The following is a 20,855-nucleotide window of genomic DNA, read 5'->3' as shown; positions in this document are numbered from 1 at the left end:
TTCCTACAACTCCGCCAGCAACTCCGCCTTCTTGGAAGAGAACTCCTCATCAGTGACCAGCCCGGCCTGATGCAGCTCCCCAAGATGGCGAATCCGCTCGGCGATGTCGGCAGGGTCGCGGCGCGGTGCCGCCGCGACCGGTGCCGGCCCGCTCTGCCGTACCGCCGCCAACACCGCTGCGGCGAACGGCAGTGACTCTTGCACAGGCCCGTACCCCAGCCCGAACACCACGGCCGCCGGATCCTGATCCACCTGCGCCGGCTGGGTCTCCCCGCGCAGCAGCAGTCGTAGATGCCCCTCGAAGACCTCGGGCGAGCGCCACTCGACCCCGCTCAGGTCGCCGATCGCGAAGGACTGGTCCCCGGCCTTCCACTTCGCCGAGGACGCGCCCGTCCAGAACCAGCGGAACGCGACCGTCCGCCCGTCGAAGGACGCCTTCCCGTCGTACGCCTTGAAGGACCGCGGAGCGTCCGGCATCGACACCAGGAAACGATCCGCCGGTCCCGACTCGGTCAGCTGCGCCCGCAGTTCGTCGGCGTAGTACTCGGCGAGCGTCTCCCGCTCGGCCGGCAGCACCAGACGATACGGATCGCACCCTTCCTTCAGCTGCCCGTCGGCCGCTTCCATGAGCGGATCGGCTCCGGGGCGCGGCTCGGCCCGCAGCACCACGGTCCCGCGTTTGCCGGGCGTGAGCGTCACCGCAGAGAGGGCCGCCAGCGGCACCCGGCGCTCCCCTAGCGCCTGCAACAGCTTGGGTGTTCGAATCCCCCGTTCGTAACGGATGAGCACGGAGTCGGACTCGAACTCCCAGGCGGCATGAAATCCGGCCAGTACGTCACCCATGCGGCTCATCGTATGCGGCACGAGCTCCTCCGTCGCCTCTCCGCGCAAACCGTAGTTTCTGCGCCTCTACGCGCGTCCGACCGGCGTGGTGCCGGACAAACCCTCCCGACAGCCTTCGTCATCTCCCGCGCACTGGACCGAGTCGTACGCGCCAACCCCGATCTCCGCGAAGTTGCGCACACTGTCGGTGCCGGGCTCGAAGTACCCGCTGTGCCCCTCGGCATCCCGCGCCGACAGCACCCGCGCCCCGAACGCCGAGGACATCGGATCGGCGCCGTGGCCGAGCCCGCCGAGCTCCAGATACGGCACGTCCTGCACCCAGTCGTCGGCGTCCCGCATCGCCCACACCCGCGCGGAGGTGCCGAGGTGGGACGCGTTCGCGGCGCGCATGCCGGGGCTGCCCGCCACCGCGATGTCGGCCACCCGGTCGGGCAGCGTGTGCGCGGCGACCCCGCAGACGACCGAGCCGTAGCTGTGGCAGAACAGCGACACCGGCGAGCTGCCGGGCAGCGCCCGCACCAGCGCGTTCAGCCGTACGGCACCGTTCTCGGCGCGGGTCGCGATGGCCGAGTCGAGGCCGAGGCCGCCGGGCGCGGTGTAGTCGGCCCAGGCGATCACGGCCGTACGCGTCGACGGGTCCGCGGTGCGCTCGGCCGCGTACAGCGACTGCGCCATGCCGACCGGTGCCGAGTACTTGCGGTAGGTGCGCTGGAAGGTGAGCACATCGGTGTCGACGCCGGGGACGACGACGGAGACGCGCTCGGCCCGGCCGAGGTCGCCGAACACCTCGGCGACCCGTCCCGAGCCCGCCGGATCGAAGGCGAGGATGTGCCGCCCGGGGCTCATCAGCGCCTCGTAGCGGTGCATACGACGGCCGGCCTCCTGCTGCCCCTCGGGCGAGAGCCGGCTGTCGTGCATGCGTTTCAGCTCGACCTTGCGGGCCTGCAACAGGGCGACACGGTTGGCGCGGTAGCGCAACTCGACCGGGGCGCCGTTCATATTGCCGACCGCGAGCGGATAGCGGCGCGCCAGGGCGGTGCGCTGCTCAGCGGTGAGCGTGGCGAAGAAGCGCGCGAGCCGGGCGGGGGAGGACTCCGGGTCGGGCAGCTGGTAGCCGCCGATCCGGCCGTGCTCCCAGGCGGAGAGCGAAACCTGCAGGGCGGGCGTGGTGCGCTGGTTGCGCAGCGCGGTCCAGCCGCCGGTCGCCAGCATGACGAACACCACGGCCAGCGCGAGCAGAGCGCGCCAGACGTTCAGTTGCGGGGAGGTGTCGAAGGAAGTCACTGGGAGGACACACTAGGAGAACGAACGAGTCTCGCGTTAACCGAGTGACGGGGATCACGTTTCGCGCCAGCTCTCGGCCAGTGCGGGCCCCACCTGCTCCAGGTAGGCGATGGTCAGTTCCCGGATGCCTTCCAGGCTGAAGTCCTCGCCCATGCTCCATTGCCGCTGGGTGACCCGCATCACCCCACCGAAGACCGCCACCGCGAGACGCGGCCGGGGATCGGCGTCCACATCGAGGCCCTCCCGCTCGGCGAGCACCCGCGCGATCCGCTCCTCCGTCTCCGCCCCGCGCCGCAGATGCGCGGCGAGCAGCGCGGGTGTCGACTCCATCAGCTGGTACATCCGCAGATGCAGCTCCACCGGGACGACGGACTCGATGACCTCGTGCAGCCCGTCCCAGCCCTCGACCACGGCCTGCCGCAGCGCCTGCATCGGCGCCTCCTCGGGCGGACGCAGCCGCACGGCCTCGACGTAGTACGCCTCCGTCATCTCCTGTACGGCGAAGGCGGCCTCCTCCTTGTTCGCGAAGTAACGGAAGAAGGTGCGCTGGGAGACGTCGACGGCGGCGGCGATGTCGTCGACCGTCGTCTGCTCGTATCCCCGGCTGGTGAACAGTTCGAGTGCCGCTCGCAGCAGCGCGTCCCGGGTGCGCTGCTTCTTGCGTTCGCGGAGTGTTTCCATATCCGTCAGTTACCGACTTGTGAATTGGTTTGTCAATTGTCAGAGGCTGTCATTAGCCTCGACGGCATGACTAGTCAGACCATCGTCGACAAGGCGCCCCAGGACGCCGTCCCGCCCTCCGGGCTGCGTGGGCACCCCTGGTTCACGCTCATAACCGTCGCCGTGGGCGTGATGATGGTGGCGCTGGACGGCACCATCGTCGCCATCGCCAACCCGGCCATCCAGAAGGACCTCGGCGCCACCTTCGCCGAGGTGCAGTGGATCACCAACGGCTACTTCCTGGCCCTCGCGGTCTCCCTGATCACCGCCGGCAAGCTCGGCGACCGCTTCGGGCACCGGCAGACCTTCCTCATCGGTGTGGTCGGCTTCGCGGCCGCCTCCGGTGCGATCGGTCTGTCGAGCAGCATCGGGCTCGTCGTCTCCTTCCGGGTGCTGCAGGGTCTGTTCGGCGCGCTGCTGATGCCGGCCGCGCTCGGTCTGCTGCGGGCGACCTTCCCGGCCGAGAAGCTCAACATGGCCATCGGTATCTGGGGCATGGTCATCGGCGCCTCCACCGCGGGCGGCCCGATCCTCGGCGGTGTCCTCGTCGAGCACGTCAACTGGCAGTCGGTGTTCTTCATCAACGTGCCGGTCGGTGTCCTCGCCGTCGTCCTCGGTGTGCTGATCCTGCTGGACCACCGCGCCGAGAACGCCCCGCGCTCCTTCGACATCCTCGGCATCGTCCTTCTCTCGGGCGCGATGTTCTGCCTGGTGTGGGCGCTCATCAAGGCGCCGGAGTGGGGCTGGGGCGCCGGCCAGACCTGGACGTTCATCGTCGCGTCCGTGGCGCTCTTCGGGCTCTTCGCGTTCTGGGAGACGAAGGTCAAGGAGCCGCTGATACCGCTCGCGCTGTTCCGCTCGGTCCCGCTGTCGGCGGGTGTGGTGCTGATGGTCCTGATGGCCATCGCGTTCATGGGCGGCCTGTTCTTCGTGACGTTCTATCTGCAGAACGTGCACGGGATGAGCCCGATCGACGCGGGTCTGCACCTGCTGCCCCTCACCGGCATGATGATCGTCGGCTCCCCGCTGGCGGGCGCGATGATCACCAAGTTCGGCCCGCGGGTGCCGCTGGCGGGCGGTATGGCCCTCACGGCCATCGCCATGTACGGCATGTCGACGCTGGAGACGGACACGAGCAGCGGTCTGATGTCCCTCTGGTTCGCGCTTCTGGGCCTCGGCCTGGCGCCGGTCATGGTCGGCGCGACGGAGGTCATCGTCGGCAACGCCCCGATGGAGCTCTCCGGCGTCGCCGGTGGTCTCCAGCAGGCCGCGATGCAGATCGGCGGCAGCCTCGGTACGGCCGTGCTGGGCGCCGTGATGGCATCCAAGGTGGACAGCGACCTCGCCGGGAACTGGGCCGACGCGGGGCTCGGGCAGCTCACCGGCGCCCAGGAGGCGCAGGCCTCGGAGGCGGTGCAGGTGGGTGTGGCGCCGGTGGCTCCGGGGACGCCGGACGCGGTCGCCGCGAAGATCACGGACGTCGCGCACGACACCTTCATCTCCGGGATGAGCCTTGCCTCGCTGGTGGCGGCGGGGGTGGCGGCGGTGGCCGTCGGTGTCGCGTTCCTGACGAAGCGGGGCGAGAACGCGGAGGCGGGTGCGGGGGCCGCGCACATCTGAAACAGGCCCCGTCGGCAAGGGGTTTGAGGCGTATTTCCCCTATCAGGGTGACAACGCTAAAGATTCCTCGTCCTCGGCACGCGCCGCAGGTCACAGTGGGTCAAGCCCTCCGTACGGCATGTTCCTCGGGCAAGTTCGTACGGCAAGGAGGGTGACCGGTGCTGCGGCGCGCTGCCGGAGGGGGACAGCGCGCCGGCAGCCCGGAGGCTTAGTCGCCGGGGAATGGGTACTCGCCCCGGGAACCGAACCCAACCAACTGACGGTTCCCGGGAGTTGAGTCACCATGGCGGGCTTCGGACACGGCACGCGCAGGCACCCCCGTACACGTGGCCGGACGTGGTCACGGTCCGGGCCGGACCGCGCGACACTCGGCATCATCGGCACCATCTGCGCGGTGGCGGGCTTCTTCGCCCTGGGCATCGTCCTCGGCCCCCTGGCCATCGTCTGCGGCTGGCTGGCAATGAACCGAACGTGGTCCGGCGCCCGCCCGGTCCCGGCGCTGATAGCGGTGGTACTGGGCGCGATAGACACGCTCCTGGCTTTGATCTGGCTGGCGGGCTCGGCGACACCGGGCAACGGCTTGCTCTAAAAGACCTTCTTCGCCCCCGCCACGGGCTGAAAATCAGCCCCTCCGGCGTTTGAGGAGCGGGGGTCCAGGGGGCAGAGCCCCCTGGGGCGGGGTCGAAGGGGCGGCAGCCCCTGGTGGGGGTCCCCCCTCTGGGGGAGGGACGCGTAGGGGCGGCGGGGGCGAAATCTCGCGGCTCCAACCTCACGGCGCCCGTTCCGACAGCGCTGCCACCTCCGCGCGGAGCTTCTGTATCTCCTCCGTCAGCAGCTGGATCGCCTCCGTCTGCCGACGCTCCTCCGCGTCATCCTCGAACCGCGCGATGAACCACGCCGCGATATTCGCCGTCACCACACCCAGCAGCGCGATACCGGACAGCATCAGCCCGACCGCGAGAATACGGCCCAGACCGGTCGTCGGCGCATGATCGCCGTAGCCCACCGTCGTCATGGTCGTGAACGACCACCACACCGCGTCACCCAGCGTCTCGATGTTCCCATTCGGCGCGTCCCGCTCCACGGACAGCACCGCCAGCGACCCGAACATCAGCAGCCCGACGACCGAGCCCACGACGTACGTCGTCAGGCGCACTTGCGTCGCCATCCGCGCCCGCCGCCCGACCAGCATCAGCGTCGAGACCACCCGGAGCAGCCGCAGCGGCTGGATCAGCGGCAGCAGCACCGCGCACAGGTCCATCCAGTGCCGCCGTACGAACTCCCCCCGGCGCTCGGCCAGTCCCAGCCGCACCAGGTAGTCGGCCGCGAAGGCCCCCCACACCACCCACTCGACCACTGTGCACGCGCGCGTCAGCGCCCGGCTCGCCGAACTGTCCACGATCGGCACGGCATACGCGACGGCGAACAGCACCGCCAATGCCATCAGCGGCCGTTGGGTGCGCCGCTCCCAACGGATCCGTGCGGGTTGTTCCTTCATGCCCGCATCGTAGGAAACAGCGGAGGGCCGAGGGGACGAGGCCCCTCGGCCCTCCAGCGGACCACGAGTGTTCCTCTACGCGTCGCCGCCCGCGGCGCCCGGATCGGCCGCCGAGGCATCCAGCAACTGGTACCGGTCGATCGCCTGCTTCAGCGCCGAGCGGTCCACCTTCCCTTCCTTCGCCAGCTCCGTCAGCACAGCCACCACGATCGACTGGGCGTCGATATGGAAGAAGCGCCGGGCCGCACCCCGGGTGTCCGCGAAGCCGAAGCCGTCCGCGCCCAGCGACTGATACGTCCCCGGCACCCACCGCGCGATCTGATCCGGCACCGACCGCATCCAGTCGGAAACGGCCACGAACGGCCCCTCCGCGCCGGACAGCTTCCGCGTCACATACGGCACCCGCTGCTCCTCCTCGGGATGCAGCAGATTGTGCTCCTCGCAGGCCACGGCCTCGCGCCGCAGTTCGTTCCAGGAGGTCGCCGACCAGATGTCGGCCTTCACGTTCCACTCCTCGGCGAGGATCTTCTGCGCCTCGACGGCCCACGGCACCGCGACACCGGACGCCATGATCTGCGCCGGGATCGAGCCCGAAGTGCCCGCGCTGAAGCGGTGGATGCCCTTGAGGATGCCCTCGACGTCGACGTTCTCCGGCTCGGCCGGGTGCTGGATCGGCTCGTTGTAGACGGTGAGGTAGTAGAAGACGTCCTCGCCCGGCTTGCCGTCCGCCGTCGGGCCGTACATCCGCCGCAGCCCGTCCTGGACGATGTGCGCGATCTCGAACGCGAAGGCCGGGTCGTACGCCACACAGCCCGGGTTCGTCGACGCCAGCAGCTGCGAGTGACCGTCCGCGTGCTGCAGACCCTCACCGGTCAGAGTCGTGCGGCCCGCGGTCGCGCCGAGGACGAATCCGCGCGAGAGCTGGTCCGCCATCTGCCAGAGCTGATCGCCGGTCCGCTGGAAACCGAACATCGAGTAGAAGACGTAGACCGGAATCAGCGGCTCGCCGTGCGTGGCGTATGCCGAACCCGCCGCGATCAGCGAGGCCGTGCAGCCGGCCTCCGAGATGCCGTCGTGCAGCATCTGCCCGTTCGGCGCCTCCTTGTAGGCCAGCAGCAGATCGCGGTCCACCGCCTCGTACTGCTGCCCCAGCGGGTTGTAGATCTTCGCACTCGGGAAGAAGGAGTCCATGCCGAACGTGCGGTACTCGTCCGGCGCGATCAGCACGAACCGCTTGCCGATCTCCTTGTCCCGCATGAGGTCCTTGAGGAGACGGACAAAGGCCATGGTCGTCGCGATCGACTGCTGGCCCGACCCCTTCTTCACGGTCGCGTACGTCTTGTCCTCGGGCAGCTGCAACGGCTTCGCGCGCACGACGCGGGTCGGGACGTACCCGCCGAGCGCCTTGCGGCGGTCGTGCATGTACTGGATCTCCTCGGTGTCCCGCCCGGGGTGGTAGTACGGCGGTGCGCCGGACTCCAGCTCCTTGTCGGAGATCGGCAGGTGCAGGCGGTCACGGAAGCGCTTGAGGTCGTCGACCGTCAGCTTCTTCATCTGGTGCGTGGCGTTGCGGCCCTCGAAGTTGGGACCCAGCGTCCAGCCCTTGATCGTCTTGGCCAGGATCACCGTCGGCTGGCCCTTGTGCGCCTTGGCCGCCGAGAAGGCCGCGAAGATCTTCTTGTGGTCGTGACCACCGCGCCCCAGGTGCAGGATCTGGTCGTCGGTCATGCCCTCGACCATCGCGCGCAGCCGGTGGTCGTCGCCGAAGAAGTGGTCGCGGATGTACGCGCCGGTCTCGGTGGCGTACGTCTGGAACTGCCCGTCCGGGGTCGTGTTCATCTTGTTGACCAGCACGCCGTCCCGGTCCTGGGCCAGCAGCGGGTCCCAGGTGCGGTCCCAGACCAGCTTGATCACATTCCAGCCGGCGCCCCGGAAGATCGACTCCAGCTCCTGGATGATCTTGCCGTTGCCGCGCACCGGGCCGTCGAGCCGCTGCAGGTTGCAGTTGACGACGAAGGTCAGATTGTCCAGGCCCTCACGCGCGGCGATGGACAGCTGGCCGAGCGACTCCGGCTCGTCCATCTCGCCGTCCCCGAGGAACGCCCACACCTGCGACTTGGAGGTGTCCGCGATCCCGCGCGCCTCCATGTAGCGGTTCATCCGCGCCTGGTAGATCGCGCCGATCGGGCCGAGGCCCATCGACACGGTCGGGAACTCCCAGAAGTCCGGCATCAGCCGCGGATGCGGATACGACGACAGCCCGTACGGCGCCTTCGACTTCTCCTGGCGGAACGCGTCCAGGTTCTGGTCGCTCAGCCGGTCCAGCAGGAAGGCGCGGGCGTAGATGCCCGGCGAGGCATGGCCCTGGAAGAAGACCTGGTCGCCGCCGTCGCCCTCGTCCTTGCCCCGGAAGAAGTGGTTGAAGCCCACGTCGTACAGGGAGGCGGAGGAGGCGAAGGTGGCGATGTGGCCGCCCACACCGATGCCGGGGCGCTGGGCCCTGGACACCATGACCGCGGCGTTCCAGCGCGTCGCGTTGAGGATCTTGCGCTCGATCTCCTCGTTGCCGGGGAAGAACGGCTCGTCCTTGGTCGCGATCGTGTTGACGTAGTCCGTGCTGCGCATCTCGGGCACGGCCACGCGCTTCTCGCGGGCCCGCTCGATCAGCCGGAGCATCAGGTAGCGGGCCCGCTCGCGGCCGCGCTCGTCCACAGCGGCGTCGAGGGAGTCGAGCCACTCCTTGGTTTCCTCGGGATCGAAGTCAGGAACCTGACTCGGAAGGCCGCCAATGATGATCGGGTTGCGATCGGATCCGGAAGCCACGCTGTTCCTTACCTGTCAGAGGGCTGGTTTTCGAGCTTGCTTCGGGGCGTGTTTCTGGGGTTTTGCTCTGCCTGCGCCGTTCCCCATCGTGTACCTCGGGACGGCAAACGTCATCTCTACCGTGAGGTAATCCAAGCCTGGTCCCCCCGGAGGGTTCCCAAAAGCGCAAAGAGGGCAGAACGGTGTGGCGTGTGTCACCTTGGGTCATGGAGGCATCGCGCCAGTTGCGGTGACACAGCCCGGAACGTCACCGTTTCGGCGGTCTGAACGGCCGGGTACTTGCGCGATCCGCCCCGCCCGTGTGGACTACGGCCAATGCTTCGCGCACGCGCGTGGCTGAGTTATTCCCGAAGACATGATCAGGAGGCAACCCGTGAGCGCGACCGCGGACCACGCGGAGGAGCGGACGAACCCTGCCGTCAGGCTGGGGTTCCAGCCCGAGCAGGTGGTCCAGGAGATCGGCTACGACGAGGACGTAGACCAGGAACTCCGCGAGGCCATTGAGGAAGTCATCGGCAGCGATCTCGTGGATGAGGACTACGACGACGTCGCCGATGCCGTGGTGCTGTGGTTCCGCGACGAGGACGGCGACCTGACAGATGCGCTGGTGGATGCCACCACGTACATCGAAGAGGGCGGCTCGATCCTGCTGCTGACGCCGAAGACAGGACGCGACGGCTATGTGGAGCCGAGCGACATCTCCGAAGCCGCGACGACGGCCGGACTGTCCGCATCCAAGAGCGTCAGTGTCGGCAAGGACTGGAGCGGCAGCCGGCTGGTGACGCCGAAGGCTGCCAAGTCCACGAAGAAGTAATCCTCCGCCGTACCGGACGGGTCGGCTTCGGTCGGCCCGTCCGCGGTCCCTTCGTGATCTCTGCGTAGGGTGGTCCCGACCACCCGAACAGCCCCATCGAAGGGACAAGCCGGAAATGGCCATCCAGGTCGGCGAAAAGGCCCCCGACTTCGAGCTCAAGGACAACCACGGCAAGACCGTGAAGCTGTCCGACTTCCGCGGTCAGCAGAACGTGGTGCTGCTCTTCTACCCGTTCGCCTTCACCGGTGTGTGCACCGGCGAGCTGTGCGAGCTGCGGGACAACCTGCCCAAGTTCGCGGACCGCGACACGCAGCTGCTCGCCGTCTCCAACGACTCCGTCCCCACCCTGCGGGTCTTCGCCGAGCAGGAGGGCCTCGAGTACCCCCTGCTGAGCGACTTCTGGCCGCACGGTGAGGTCTCCCGTGCCTACGGCGTCTTCGCCGAGGACAAGGGCTGCGCGGTGCGCGGCACCTTCGTCATCGACAAGGAGGGCGTCGTCCGCTGGACCGTTGTCAACGGTCTGCCGGACGCGCGTGACCTGAACGAGTACGTCAAGGCGCTCGACACCCTGTGATTGTTGGGTACCAGGGCCTGCGGCCCACGGGAACCCGTTACTAGGATCGACTCGTTGATCCGGTATCAAACGCGTGGCGGGGCTCCCCGCCCCTGGACATCAATGGAGGACTCGTGGGAGTCAGCCTCAGCAAGGGCGGCAACGTATCTCTGAGCAAGGAGGCGCCCGGTCTGACCGCAGTCATCGTCGGTCTCGGGTGGGACATCCGGACCACGACCGGCACGGACTTCGACCTGGACGCGAGCGCACTGCTGGTGAACAACTCCGGCAAGGTCGCGAGCGACGCGCACTTCATCTTTTTCAACAACCTCAAGAGCCCGGACGGCTCCGTCGAGCACACCGGTGACAACCTCACCGGTGAGGGCGAGGGCGACGACGAGCAGATCAAGGTCAACCTCGCCGGCGTCCCCGCCGACGTGGAGAAGATCGTCTTCCCGGTGTCGATCTACGACGCCGAGAACCGTCAGCAGTCCTTCGGTCAGGTCCGCAACGCGTTCATCCGCGTCGTGAACCAGGCGGGCGGCACGGAGCTCGCCCGCTACGACCTCAGCGAGGACGCCTCCACCGAGACCGCCATGGTCTTCGGTGAGCTCTACCGCCACGGCGCGGAGTGGAAGTTCCGCGCCATCGGCCAGGGCTACGCCTCGGGTCTGCGCGGCATCGCGCAGGACTTCGGCGTGAACGTCTGAGCCAAGCAGTAACCGCGCTCCAACCGCCCGGCGCCGCACGGTTTGCGTGCGGCGCCGGGCGCGCAGGGAAACAACCAAAGAAGGATGACCCGGGGAGGACCAGCATCATGGGCGTCACGCTCGCCAAGGGGGGCAATGTCTCCCTCTCCAAGGCCGCACCGAACCTCACCCAGGTGTTGGTCGGGCTCGGCTGGGACGCGCGCTCCACCACCGGAGCCCCCTTCGACCTCGACGCCAGTGCGCTGATGTGCAACGGCGGACGGGTGATGGGCGACGAGTGGTTCGTGTTCTACAACCAGCTCAAGAGCCCGGACGGCTCCGTGGAGCACACCGGTGACAACCTCACCGGTGAGGGCGACGGCGACGACGAGTCGCTCCTGATCGACCTCTCCAAGGTGCCCGCCGAGTGCGACAAGATCGTCTTTCCGGTCTCGATCCATATGGCCGACGAGCGGGGCCAGACCTTCGGACAGGTCAGCAACGCCTTCATCCGGGTGGTGAACCAGGCCGACGGCCAGGAACTCGCCCGCTACGACCTCAGCGAGGACGCCTCCACCGAGACGGCGATGATCTTCGGCGAGGTCTATCGCTACCAGGGCGAATGGAAGTTCCGGGCGGTGGGCCAGGGGTACGCGTCGGGACTGCGGGGCATCGCACTGGACTTCGGGGTCAACGTCTCGTAACGCGATATGAGCAAAAGCCGGGCCAGGGTGGGCGGCGAAGGGGGGCCGACTAGACTTCGGCTTCAAAAGTTCGTAAAGCCGAGTACGGCGCGGGGGAGACCCGTACATACAGGATTGGGTAGCCAGTGGTTCTGAAAACCTTCGGCTGGTCGTTCGCGGTCACCGCGCTCGGCCTCGTCGCAGCGGTCCTCATCGGGGGGTGGACCGCCTTCGGCATCGTGGCGATCCTCTCCGTCCTTGAGATCTCGCTGTCTTTTGACAACGCAGTGGTCAACGCCGGAATCCTGAAGAAGATGAATGCCTTCTGGCAGAAGATCTTCCTGACGATCGGCATCTTGATCGCTGTCTTCGGTATGCGGCTGGTCTTTCCTGTCGTCATCGTCGCCATCAGCGCCTCGATGGGCCCGCTCGAGGCCGTCGACCTCGCTCTGACCGACAAGGACCGTTACGAACAGCTCGTCACCGACGCCCACCCGTCGATCGCGGCGTTCGGCGGTATGTTCCTGCTGATGATCTTCCTCGACTTCATCTTCGAGGAGCGGGACATCAAGTGGCTCGGCTGGATCGAGCGCCCGCTCGCCAAGCTCGGCAAGGTCGACATGCTGTCGGTCTGCATCGCGCTGATCGTCCTGCTGGCCACCTCCATGACCTTCGCGACCCACGCCCATCTGCATGCGGGCAGCGCGGACAAGGCAGAGACGGTTCTGCTCTCCGGCGTCGCCGGTCTTATCACGTACATGATCGTCGGCGGTCTCTCGAGCTACTTCGAGGACAAGCTCGAGGAAGAGGAGGAGCGCGAGCACGAGGCGGAGGAAGCGGCGGAGCGCGAGGGCAAGCCACGCCCGGCGATCGTCCTGGCCGGCAAGGCCGCGTTCTTCATGTTCCTCTACCTCGAGGTCCTGGACGCGTCCTTCTCCTTCGACGGTGTCATCGGCGCCTTCGCCATCACCAACGACATCGTGCTGATGGCCCTCGGCCTCGGCATCGGCGCCATGTACGTCCGGTCGCTCACCGTCTACCTGGTCCGCCAGGGCACGCTCGACGACTACGTCTACCTGGAGCACGGCGCGCACTACGCCATCGGCGCCCTCGCCGCGATCCTGCTGATCACCATCCAGTACGAGATCAGCGAGCTCATCACCGGTTCCATCGGTGTCATCCTGATCGGCTGGTCCTTCTGGTCCTCCGTGCGCCGCAACCGCGCGCTGGCGGCCGCTGAGGGAAAAGCGACGGACTCGGACAAGACTGAGGTCTCGTCCGGGGTGTGACAGCCTGCTGAGTGAGGAACGCTTCTGTGCGGGGCGGCCGGGCCTCCGGCCGCCCCGTCGGTATTTTCACTGTGTGTGGGGGCGGGAATGGGCCTGTTTGACGGGCTGCTGTGGAATGGACGCGCCGCCCAGTTCGACTCGGGCAGCGCGGCGAGCAACGCGATCGAGCTGACCAAACGGCATGGGCAGGTCTCCCTCACCAAGCAGGGCGCGGCCACCGGGCATCTGCGGATCAATCTGAACTGGCGGATGCGGAGCTCCGACATAGGCGGGCCGCAGCGGGAGAGTCTGCTGCGGCATCCGTTCAAGGCGCTCAAGCCGCCGGAGGTCATCGGGCACAGCCAGAGCATGGTCAATGTCGACCTGGACCTCGGGTGCCTGTATGAGCTGACCGACGGCTCGAAGGGCGTGGTGCAACCCCTGGGCGGCTTCCTCGGGGACGTCAACGCACCGCCGTACGTCAAGCTCAGCGGGGACGACCGGTTCGGGTCGGCGTCCGGGGAGACGATGTACGTCAATCTCGATCAGCGCGAGCACATCAAGCGGTTGCTGGTCTTTGTGTACATCTACGACCAGACGCCGGCGTTCGACCGTACTCAGGCGATGGTCACGCTGTTTCCGAGCAACGGGCCGCGGATCGAGATCGGGCTGGACGAGCGGCATCCGCAGGCCCGGTCCTGTGCGGTGGTGATGATCGAGAACGTGAAGGGGGAGCTCTTCGTTCGGCGTGAGGTCAAGTTCGTGTACGGGTTTCAGGCCGAGCTCGATCGGTTGTACGGGTGGGGGTTGCAGTGGGGGCGGGGCTACAAGGCGAAGTCCGAGCGGTAGCCCTTACCGGCCGATGAACTGTGGACCCTGCGGCGGCAGGCGGAATTCTCCGGCCGGGACCGGGGCCACCGGGGGCGGGTAGCCGTAGCCGCCCTGGGCCTGGGGCTGGCTGGCGGGCTGCGGGTAGCCGTAGGCCGGGGCCGTGGGCGGCGGCGCCTGGGGATAGCCGTACGACGGTTGCGGCGGAACCGCCGTTGTCGGCTGCTCGGGAGGCAGCGGCTGGGACTTGGGCTCCTCCGTCGGTTCCTCTGCCGCCGCCTCAGCCTCCTCCACCGAGATGCCGAAGTCGGTCGCCAGGCCCTCCAGGCCGTTCGAGTAGCCCTCGCCCAGGGCGCGGAACTTCCAGCCCTCGCCACGGCGGTACAGCTCGCCGCAGATCAGGGCCGTCTCCTCGCCCGTCTCCGGCTTGATGTCGAAGTGCAGCAGGGGCTCGCCGTCGGCGGCCGACGCGTCGTACAGCAGGATGCGCAGCGACCGTACGAGGTCGAACGTGGCGCCCTCCGCCGAAGCGACCAGATAAATCTGGCTGACGTCGGGCTCGACACCGGAGAGATCTGTCTGGATCGTGTCGGTGAGGCCCTCGGCGACCCGCTTCTTGCCGAGCCGCCAGACCTTCCCGGAGGGGTGACGGGGCTGGTTGTAGAAAACGAAGTCCTCGTCGGATCGCACACGACCGTCGGGGCCGAGGAGCAGCGCCGAGGCATCGACATCCGGGACCCCCTGCCCGGGCGCCCAGCGGAGCACGGCACGTACGGTCGTGGCTTCGAGCGGGACGTTCGACCCCTTCAGCATCGCGTGCGTCATGCGGTCATCCTGCCCTCTCGGTAGTGATCACGACAACGCGGGGGTACATGATCACCTGACGGTGTCCGCACCTGCGTTACCAGAAATTCATGCCCTGCGGGAACCCCTGACATAGGACCCTACGTACTATTACCGGCCACCTGTGAACGGATCACAGGGGTCGCTCAGCCACCACGGGGGAGTTTTATGCGTCATTTCGGGCACATCGCCCCTGAGGTGCGGCAGCGCCTGTTCCACCGGGAGCCGTGCGAGTTCGACGCGGACTCCTCGGCCCGGCTGCTCTCCACCGCCCTGGGCGCCACGCTGTACAGCCCGGCCACCCGGCCGAGGCTCGCGGACGACGTCCTGAAACAGGCCGCACGCGGCGTGGTCTCGATGGTGCTGTGCCTGGAGGACTCGATCGGCGACGAGGACGTCGCGGCGGGCGAGGAGAACCTGGTCCGCCAGTTCACCGACCTCGCGGGGCAGGAGCGGGCCGACCTGCCGCTGCTGTTCATCCGGGTGCGTACCCCCGAGCAGATCCCCGACCTGGTACGACGGATCGGCCCCGCCGTACAGCTGCTGTCCGGATTCGTGCTGCCGAAGTTCACCGAGGAGCGCGGCATCCCCTTCCTGGAGGCGCTGGCGAGCGCCGAGGCGCAGAGCGGGCGGCGACTGTTCGCCATGCCCGTGCTGGAGTCGCCCGAGCTGCTGTTCCGCGAGTCCCGCGTGGAGACGCTGGAAGGCATCTCCAGGGCGGTCGACAAGTATCGTGAAAGAGTGCTCGCGCTGCGTCTCGGCGTGACCGATTTCTGCTCCTCCTACGGTCTGCGCCGGGCTCCCGACATGACGGCGTACGACGTCCAGATCGTCGCCTCCGTCATCGCCGACGTGGTCAACATGCTCGGCCGGGCCGACGGCACCGGGTTCACCGTGACCGGCCCGGTGTGGGAGTACTTCCGCGTGCAGGAACGTATGTTCAAGCCTCAGCTGCGCCGCAGCCCCTTCCTGGAGGGCCAGGCCGAGGAGCTGCGCGAGGCCCTCATCGAGCACGCCATGGACGGACTGCTCCGCGAGATCGCCCTCGACCAGGCCAACGGCCTCACCGGCAAGACCTGCATCCACCCCTCCCACGTCCTCCCCGTGCACGCCCTGTCCGTGGTCAGCCACGAGGAGTTCAGCGACGCCCAGGACATCCTGCGGCCCGAGCGCGGCGGCGGGGGCGTGCTGCGCTCGGCGTACACGAACAAGATGAACGAAGTGAAGCCGCACCGCGCCTGGGCCGAGCGGACCCTGCTGCGCGCCGAGGTCTTCGGTGTGGCCAACGAGGACGTCGGCTTCGTCGAGCTGCTCGCCGCCGGAATCCCCGGCTGAACACCTGACAACCAAGGGACGCATGAACAAGGCAGTGAACAACGGGGTCTGGTCCGGCACCTGGGTCGCCGAGCGGCTCGGGGTCGAACTCCAGGGCGACGACACGCTGAAGGACCTGCTGGGACTCGCGCTGCGCCGCAACCCCAAGCGGGCGCATCTCCTCGTATCCCATGTGCTCGGCAAACACATCCCGCAGTCACCGACCGTGGTCTACGGCCATGGGTTCGCCCTCGGCCGACGAGTGCGGGACCTGCTGGGCGCCGAGGAGGCGGCCACCGCGGTCGTCCTCGGCTACGCGGAGACCGCGACGGGCCTCGGCCACTCGGTCGCCGACGGCATCGGCCTCGCCCCCTACCTCCACTCCACCCGCCGCCCGGTCCCCGGAGTCGCCCCCGCGGGCGGCTTCGAGGAGTCCCACTCCCATGCGACCTCGCATCTGCTGCTACCGGAGGACCCGGCCCTGCTGGTCGGGAACGGCCCGCTGGTCCTGGTGGACGACGAGTTCTCCACGGGGAACACGGTCCTGAACACGATCCGGGACCTGCATCAGCGGTATCCGCGTCGCCGGTACGTCGTGGTCGCCCTGGTCGACATGCGCTCGCCGGCGGACGCGGGACGGCTGGAGGAGTTCGCGCGGGAGATAGGCGCGAGGGTGGATCTGGTGGCGGCGGCGTCGGGGACCGTAAGCCTGCCGGAAGGGGTCCTGGAGAAGGGGCAGGACCTTGTAACCAGGTACGAGGAATCCCACCTAGGGGCGCGGGGCTGTGTTGAATCTGCGGCTACCGCCGCGTGGGCGCGCCCAGCCCCCACCGGCCCGCAGCCGAAGAGCGACCGGATCACCCGAGTCGACCTGCGCTGGCCCCGAGGCCTCCCCGACGGCGGAAGGCACGGCTTCACCCCCGCGCATCGAATACGCCTGGAAAACGCCCTCCCCGCCATGGCCGCCAGGCTCGCAGAGGCACTGCCGGCAGATACACACCGCGTGCACATCCTCGGTTTCGAAGAGCTGATGTACACCCCCCTCCGCCTCGCCCGCGAGCTGGAGCAGGTCACCGACGCCGAGATCCGCTACTCCACCACCACCCGCTCACCGGTCCTCGCGGTGGACGACCCCGGCTACGCGATACGCAGCCGCATAGTCTTCCCGGCCCACGACGCCCCGGCGGACGGCCCGGGCGACCGCTACGCCTACAACGTCGCAGGCGCCGGCTTCGACGCGATCGTCGCCGTCGTCGACTCCACCGCCGACACCCCCGAACTGCACGCCCCCAACGGCCTGCTCGCGCAGCTCTCCGCCCACACCCCGCACGTCCTGCTCGCCGTCGTACCCTCCTACGCCCCCGAGCCCCTGTACGTACCCGAAAGGCCCTCGATGCTGCCCGAGCCCCTCCGCGGCCCCGCCTTCTCCTCGTACGCCCCGGAGGACGTCGGCTGGCTGCTCCAGGACCTCTCCGACGTAACCCTGGAGGCGCCGACCGAGGAGCGCGAGGAGGCCATCCAGAGCGGCGGCGCGCACTACGCGGAGTCGCTGCCGGTGGAGTACCAGCCGAGCCAGCAGTACCAGGAGCTGTTCCAGACCGCGCTGGAGGAGACCGCGTCCCGGCTCGCGCAGGCCGTCGGCGCCGTCACGGAGGTCGTGCTCGCCGAACGCTCCCCGCGCCCCGTACTGGTCTCGCTGGCCCGCGCGGGCACACCCGTAGGCGTCCTGATGCGCCGCTGGGCCCAGCACCGCCACGGCCTGGACCTGCCGCACTACGCCGTCTCCATCGTGCGCGGCCGCGGTATCGACGCCAACGCGCTGCGCTGGCTGGCCGCCCACCACGACCCGCGCGATGTCGTCTTCGTCGACGGCTGGACCGGCAAGGGCGCGATCACCCGCGAACTGGCCGTCGCCATCGAGGAGTTCGAGGCGGCCGAGGGCGTCACCGGCTTCGACCCGGAGATCGCGGTACTGGCCGACCCGGGCTCCTGCGTACGGACGTACGGCACCCGCGAGGACTACCTGATCCCGTCCGCATGCCTCAACTCGACCGTGTCCGGCCTGATTTCCCGCACCGTGCTGCGCGCGGACCTGGTCGGCCCGAACGACTTCCACGGCGCGAAGTTCTACCGCGAACTCGCCGGCGCCGATGTCTCGGTGGCCTTCCTGGACGCCGTCTCCGCCCGCTTCCCCGAGGTCGCGGACGCGGTGGACGCCCAGGCCAAGGAGCTGCTGTCGGCCGACCGGGCGCCGACTTGGGAGGGCTGGGCGGCAGTTGAGCGCATCAGCGAGGAGTACGGCATCCACGACGTGAACCTCGTCAAGCCCGGCGTCGGTGAGACCACGCGCGTGCTGCTGCGCCGGGTGCCGTGGAAGATCCTGGCGCGAGCGGGGGCCGGGGCCGACCTGGACCATGTCCGACTGCTCGCCGAACAGAGAGGGGTCCCGGTGGAAGAGGTCGCCGAACTGCCGTACACCTGCGTGGGGTTGATCCACCCCAAGTACACGCGGGGCGCGACGGGCGCCGACGGCAAGGCGGTGACCCTCTGATGCCGGTGCTGGTGGCGAGCGATCTGGACCGTACGCTCATCTACTCCTCCGCGGCCCTCGCGCTGACCATGCCGGACGCGCGGGCGCCCCGGCTGCTGTGCGTCGAGGTGCACGAGAGTAAGCCCCTGTCGTACATGACCGAAACCGCCTCGCAGTTGCTGGCGGAACTCGGCGACGCGGCGCTCTTCGTACCGACCACGACCCGCACCCGCAAGCAGTACCAGCGCATCAACCTCCCCGGCCCGCCCTCGAAGTACGCGATCTGCGCCAACGGCGGCCACCTCCTGGTGGACGGCGTCTCCGACCCCGAGTGGCAGGCACGGGTCACGGCCCGCCTGGCCGACGAATGCGCCCCCCTCGACGAGGTCCGCGAGCACCTGATGGCGACGGCGGACCCGATGTGGGTACGCAAGCACCGAGTCGCCGAGGACCTCTTCGTCTACCTGGTCGTGGAGCGCGAACTGCTCCCCGAGGAGTGGGTGAAGGAACTGGCGGTCTGGGCGGAGAACCGCGGCTGGACGGTCTCACTCCAGGGCCGCAAGATCTACGCCGTACCGAAGCCGCTGACGAAGAGCGCCGCGATGCACGAACTGGCCCGACGCACGGGCGCGGACCTGACGCTGGCGGCGGGCGACTCCCTGCTGGACGCGGACCTGCTGCTCGCGGCGGACAAGGGCTGGCGCCCCGGGCACGGGGAACTGGCGGACGCGGAGTGGACGGCACCCGGCATCAGCGCGTTGCCGGAGCGGGGGGTGCTGGCGGGGGAGAGGATCCTGCGGGAGTTCTTGAAGGAGACGAGGACGCCGAACTAGGCGTTCGCGGGGGTGTGGGGGGCAGAGCCCCCCACAAAGGGGCGCGGGGAACTGCGCGACCAGCCACGACGAACCTGCAGACGCCCAATCAGCCGCAGCAACCCCCACCGCAGCATCCCCCACCGGCCCTAGGCGCATGCGCACTCGCACTGCCACCCACGGCCACCGTCGACAACAGCTTCACCGTGTCGTCATGCCCCGAAGGACAATTCGCAGGATCACCGGACTCGGCCATAGGCCGACTCAGCTCAAACACGTCACCGCAGCTCCGGCACCGATACTCATAGCGAGGCATGCCCACAGATTAACCGCCGGAGCCACCGCCCCGTTCCTCACGGATCTGCGAGACCACCCGAGCCACCGTCCGCCGCACCCCCTCCATCTCCATCAGGAAATGCCAGTAGTCAGGGTGCCGCCCCTCCAACGTCCCAATGGCCCGCTCCAGCCGAGCCACCGAGTCGTCCAGCGGCCGCGCATGCCGAGGATCCGGAGTGTTCCGCCCGGCCATCGCCAGCCGCTGCGCATCCCGGATGGCGAACCGCGAGCGATCGATCTCGGCCTGCGGATCCTTCTGTACGGCGTTCAGCCGCCGCAGCCGGTCACCCGCGGCCGACACCGACTCGTCGGTGGAGTTCAGCAGCGCCCGAACCGTGGACAACAGCGCCGTCGCATCCGGCCACCGCTGCTCGTCCCGCGCCGCCTGCGCCTCCTTCAGCTTCAGCTCGGCCTGCCGCACATTGTCCGTAGCCTGATCCGGCACCCCCTGAAGGTCCTGCCAGCAGGCGATCGTGAACCGCCGCCGCAACTCACTGAGCACCGGCTCGACCTGCCCGGAACGCGTGGTGAGGGCCTGCGCCCGAGTCCGCAGGGACACCAGCCGATGATCGATTTCGGCGGCCCGCTCCGGCAGCCGGTCGGCCTCCACGCGCACCGCCTCGGCCTCCCGCGCGACACGCTCCGCCCGCTCCAGCGTCTGCGGCACACCATGCTGGCCGGCACCCTGGTTCAACTTGGTCAGCTCAGGCGCGAGAGCCGCGAGCCGCGCCGCGAGGTCGTCCGCCGTCAGCCCCGATGACCGTACGGCGTCCAGTGCGTTGGACGCGGCGAGCAGCCCCTGCCGGGCGCGCTCCACGGCGGGCGCCAGCCGGGCCAGCTGGGTCTCCGCCTTGCCGAGCAGCGGCCCGAGCCCGTCCTCGAAACGGTCCAGGTCCCCCTTGACCCGGACCAGCTCCTCCTTGGCCTTGGTCAGCGCGGTGCGCGCCTGCGCGGCGACCGAGGCCTCCAGATCGTCCCGGTCCAGGTCATGGGCGTCGACTGCCTGGATGTACTGATGGCTCGCCTCGTCGATACGTCTGCTGATCGCGTCGAAGTCGGTGACCGCCCGGTGCGCGGCGGGGGAGTCGTCGACGGCGGTGATGGTCTCGATCGAGATCCGCAGATCGCGCTGGGCGGTGTCGAGTTCGTAGAACGCGGCCGCCGCGGCGTCCTTCGCGGCCTGCGCCTCGGCCCGCTGGCTCTCGGCGCGCCCGCCGAACCAGCGCCGGGTGCCTCCGCCGGCGAACGCGGCGGGCAGCACGAGCGCGGCGACCAGCGGGAGGGAGATCAGGGTGAGGGTGTCCAGGAGGGCACGGTGACGGGGTGCGCGCGGCACCAACGGCGAGTCCGACTGCGAAGGTGTCGCCGTCACATCCCTCTCCCGTGCTGTGGTCCGC

19 protein-coding genes are annotated in these 20,855 nt (G+C 68.7%); 11 read left to right on the top strand and 8 right to left on the bottom strand.

Going from position 1 to position 20,855, the window contains the following annotated elements; genetic code table 11:
* Positions 1-3 precede the first annotated feature (3 nt).
* Genes OHT76_RS13650 through OHT76_RS13640 form a run of 3 tightly spaced genes read right to left on the bottom strand, consistent with a single transcriptional unit; the run spans position 4 to position 2,808 of the window.
* A complete protein-coding gene (locus tag OHT76_RS13650) occupies positions 4-852 on the bottom strand; it encodes a DUF4429 domain-containing protein (RefSeq protein ID WP_328876524.1) in 849 nt (282 codons plus the stop codon).
* A gap of 57 nt (positions 853-909) precedes the next feature.
* Positions 910-2,127, bottom strand: coding sequence for an alpha/beta hydrolase (locus tag OHT76_RS13645; RefSeq protein ID WP_328871079.1), 1,218 nt, complete (start codon positions 2,125-2,127; stop codon positions 910-912).
* A gap of 54 nt (positions 2,128-2,181) precedes the next feature.
* Positions 2,182-2,808: a TetR family transcriptional regulator gene (locus OHT76_RS13640; protein ID WP_328871078.1), complete on the bottom strand. Its 627-nt coding sequence runs from the start codon at positions 2,806-2,808 to the stop codon at positions 2,182-2,184.
* A gap of 66 nt (positions 2,809-2,874) precedes the next feature.
* Here OHT76_RS13640 and OHT76_RS13635 point away from each other — a divergent pair, with 66 nt between their 5' ends.
* Together OHT76_RS13635 and OHT76_RS13630 are read left to right on the top strand one after the other, a co-directional pair.
* Positions 2,875-4,467, top strand: coding sequence for an MFS transporter (locus OHT76_RS13635; protein ID WP_328871077.1), 1,593 nt, complete (start codon positions 2,875-2,877; stop codon positions 4,465-4,467).
* Positions 4,468-4,750: 283 nt separating this feature from the next.
* Positions 4,751-5,056 (top strand): small hydrophobic protein, encoded by a 306-nt coding sequence (locus tag OHT76_RS13630; RefSeq protein ID WP_328871076.1) that lies wholly within the window; start codon positions 4,751-4,753, stop codon positions 5,054-5,056.
* Positions 5,057-5,236: 180 nt separating this feature from the next.
* On the opposite strand, the gene OHT76_RS13625 is transcribed toward OHT76_RS13630, so the two are convergent.
* Both OHT76_RS13625 and aceE read right to left on the bottom strand, forming a co-directional pair.
* A complete protein-coding gene (locus tag OHT76_RS13625; protein ID WP_328871075.1) occupies positions 5,237-5,965 on the bottom strand; it encodes a potassium channel family protein in 729 nt (242 codons plus the stop codon).
* Between the two features lie 75 nt (positions 5,966-6,040).
* The gene (gene aceE, locus OHT76_RS13620) at positions 6,041-8,788 is read right to left on the bottom strand and encodes a pyruvate dehydrogenase (acetyl-transferring), homodimeric type (protein WP_328871074.1); all 2,748 of its coding nucleotides are present in this window, start codon (positions 8,786-8,788) and stop codon (positions 6,041-6,043) included.
* A gap of 373 nt (positions 8,789-9,161) precedes the next feature.
* Here aceE and OHT76_RS13615 point away from each other — a divergent pair, with 373 nt between their 5' ends.
* The 6 genes from OHT76_RS13615 to OHT76_RS13590 all read left to right on the top strand — a co-directional run bounded on the left by OHT76_RS13615 (position 9,162) and on the right by OHT76_RS13590 (position 13,644).
* The gene (locus tag OHT76_RS13615; protein WP_328871073.1) at positions 9,162-9,602 is read left to right on the top strand and encodes a DUF3052 domain-containing protein; all 441 of its coding nucleotides are present in this window, start codon (positions 9,162-9,164) and stop codon (positions 9,600-9,602) included.
* A gap of 115 nt (positions 9,603-9,717) precedes the next feature.
* A complete protein-coding gene (locus tag OHT76_RS13610; RefSeq protein ID WP_328871072.1) occupies positions 9,718-10,176 on the top strand; it encodes a peroxiredoxin in 459 nt (152 codons plus the stop codon).
* 113 nt (positions 10,177-10,289) lie between these two features.
* Complete coding sequence (locus OHT76_RS13605) at positions 10,290-10,865, top strand: calcium homeostasis/redox stress adaptation protein (protein ID WP_328871071.1); 576 nt, start codon at positions 10,290-10,292, stop codon at positions 10,863-10,865.
* Positions 10,866-10,972: 107 nt separating this feature from the next.
* A complete protein-coding gene (locus OHT76_RS13600) occupies positions 10,973-11,548 on the top strand; it encodes a TerD family protein (protein ID WP_328871070.1) in 576 nt (191 codons plus the stop codon).
* Positions 11,549-11,673: 125 nt separating this feature from the next.
* Positions 11,674-12,816: a DUF475 domain-containing protein gene (locus OHT76_RS13595; protein WP_328871069.1), complete on the top strand. Its 1,143-nt coding sequence runs from the start codon at positions 11,674-11,676 to the stop codon at positions 12,814-12,816.
* Positions 12,817-12,903: 87 nt separating this feature from the next.
* Positions 12,904-13,644, top strand: coding sequence for a TerD family protein (locus OHT76_RS13590; RefSeq protein ID WP_328871068.1), 741 nt, complete (start codon positions 12,904-12,906; stop codon positions 13,642-13,644).
* A gap of 3 nt (positions 13,645-13,647) precedes the next feature.
* Here OHT76_RS13590 and OHT76_RS13585 read toward each other — a convergent pair whose 3' ends face one another.
* Positions 13,648-14,448: a TerD family protein gene (locus tag OHT76_RS13585; protein WP_328871067.1), complete on the bottom strand. Its 801-nt coding sequence runs from the start codon at positions 14,446-14,448 to the stop codon at positions 13,648-13,650.
* A gap of 186 nt (positions 14,449-14,634) precedes the next feature.
* Here OHT76_RS13585 and OHT76_RS13580 point away from each other — a divergent pair, with 186 nt between their 5' ends.
* From OHT76_RS13580 to OHT76_RS13570, 3 genes are read left to right on the top strand one after another with little or no spacing between them, the layout of a single operon-like run.
* On the top strand, positions 14,635-15,801 hold the full coding sequence (locus OHT76_RS13580) for an HpcH/HpaI aldolase/citrate lyase family protein (protein ID WP_328871066.1): 1,167 nt from the start codon (positions 14,635-14,637) through the stop codon (positions 15,799-15,801).
* Positions 15,802-15,823: 22 nt separating this feature from the next.
* Positions 15,824-18,331 (top strand): phosphoribosyltransferase, encoded by a 2,508-nt coding sequence (locus OHT76_RS13575; RefSeq protein ID WP_328871065.1) that lies wholly within the window; start codon positions 15,824-15,826, stop codon positions 18,329-18,331.
* A complete protein-coding gene (locus tag OHT76_RS13570; protein ID WP_328871064.1) occupies positions 18,331-19,143 on the top strand; it encodes an HAD family hydrolase in 813 nt (270 codons plus the stop codon). Before OHT76_RS13575 ends, OHT76_RS13570 begins: the two co-directional genes overlap by 1 nt.
* An 88-nt stretch (positions 19,144-19,231) precedes the next feature.
* Here OHT76_RS13570 and OHT76_RS13565 read toward each other — a convergent pair whose 3' ends face one another.
* Positions 19,232-19,438 carry an FmdB family zinc ribbon protein gene (locus tag OHT76_RS13565; protein ID WP_328871063.1) on the bottom strand — a complete coding sequence of 69 codons (207 nt, stop codon included), beginning with the start codon at positions 19,436-19,438 and terminating at the stop codon, positions 19,232-19,234.
* A 9-nt stretch (positions 19,439-19,447) separates the two neighbouring features.
* Positions 19,448-20,830 carry a hypothetical protein gene (locus OHT76_RS13560; RefSeq protein ID WP_328871062.1) on the bottom strand — a complete coding sequence of 461 codons (1,383 nt, stop codon included), beginning with the start codon at positions 20,828-20,830 and terminating at the stop codon, positions 19,448-19,450.
* Between the last annotated feature and the right edge of the window lie 25 nt (positions 20,831-20,855).

The sequence above is a fragment of the Streptomyces sp. NBC_00287 genome (genome assembly GCF_036173105.1).
Taxonomy (GTDB): domain Bacteria; phylum Actinomycetota; class Actinomycetes; order Streptomycetales; family Streptomycetaceae; genus Streptomyces.
The sequence above is the reverse complement of the archived record's forward strand: the minus strand, read 5'-3'. Positions and strand labels throughout refer to the sequence as shown.

What these genes read in the sequence shown, in the direction of transcription:
- OHT76_RS13565 (WP_328871063.1), bottom strand. Translation starts at nt 19,438, where the DNA reads ATGCCTCGCTATGAGTATCGGTGCCGGAGCTGCGGTGACGTGTTTGAG.
- OHT76_RS13650 (WP_328876524.1), bottom strand. Translation starts at nt 852, where the DNA reads ATGAGCCGCATGGGTGACGTACTGGCCGGATTTCATGCCGCCTGGGAG.
- OHT76_RS13600 (WP_328871070.1), top strand. Translation starts at nt 10,973, where the DNA reads ATGGGCGTCACGCTCGCCAAGGGGGGCAATGTCTCCCTCTCCAAGGCC.
- OHT76_RS13580 (WP_328871066.1), top strand. Translation starts at nt 14,635, where the DNA reads ATGCGTCATTTCGGGCACATCGCCCCTGAGGTGCGGCAGCGCCTGTTC.
- OHT76_RS13625 (WP_328871075.1), bottom strand. Translation starts at nt 5,965, where the DNA reads ATGAAGGAACAACCCGCACGGATCCGTTGGGAGCGGCGCACCCAACGG.
- OHT76_RS13570 (WP_328871064.1), top strand. Translation starts at nt 18,331, where the DNA reads ATGCCGGTGCTGGTGGCGAGCGATCTGGACCGTACGCTCATCTACTCC.
- OHT76_RS13585 (WP_328871067.1), bottom strand. Translation starts at nt 14,448, where the DNA reads ATGACGCACGCGATGCTGAAGGGGTCGAACGTCCCGCTCGAAGCCACG.
- OHT76_RS13640 (WP_328871078.1), bottom strand. Translation starts at nt 2,808, where the DNA reads ATGGAAACACTCCGCGAACGCAAGAAGCAGCGCACCCGGGACGCGCTG.
- OHT76_RS13630 (WP_328871076.1), top strand. Translation starts at nt 4,751, where the DNA reads ATGGCGGGCTTCGGACACGGCACGCGCAGGCACCCCCGTACACGTGGC.
- OHT76_RS13635 (WP_328871077.1), top strand. Translation starts at nt 2,875, where the DNA reads ATGACTAGTCAGACCATCGTCGACAAGGCGCCCCAGGACGCCGTCCCG.
- OHT76_RS13575 (WP_328871065.1), top strand. Translation starts at nt 15,824, where the DNA reads ATGAACAAGGCAGTGAACAACGGGGTCTGGTCCGGCACCTGGGTCGCC.
- OHT76_RS13610 (WP_328871072.1), top strand. Translation starts at nt 9,718, where the DNA reads ATGGCCATCCAGGTCGGCGAAAAGGCCCCCGACTTCGAGCTCAAGGAC.
- OHT76_RS13590 (WP_328871068.1), top strand. Translation starts at nt 12,904, where the DNA reads ATGGGCCTGTTTGACGGGCTGCTGTGGAATGGACGCGCCGCCCAGTTC.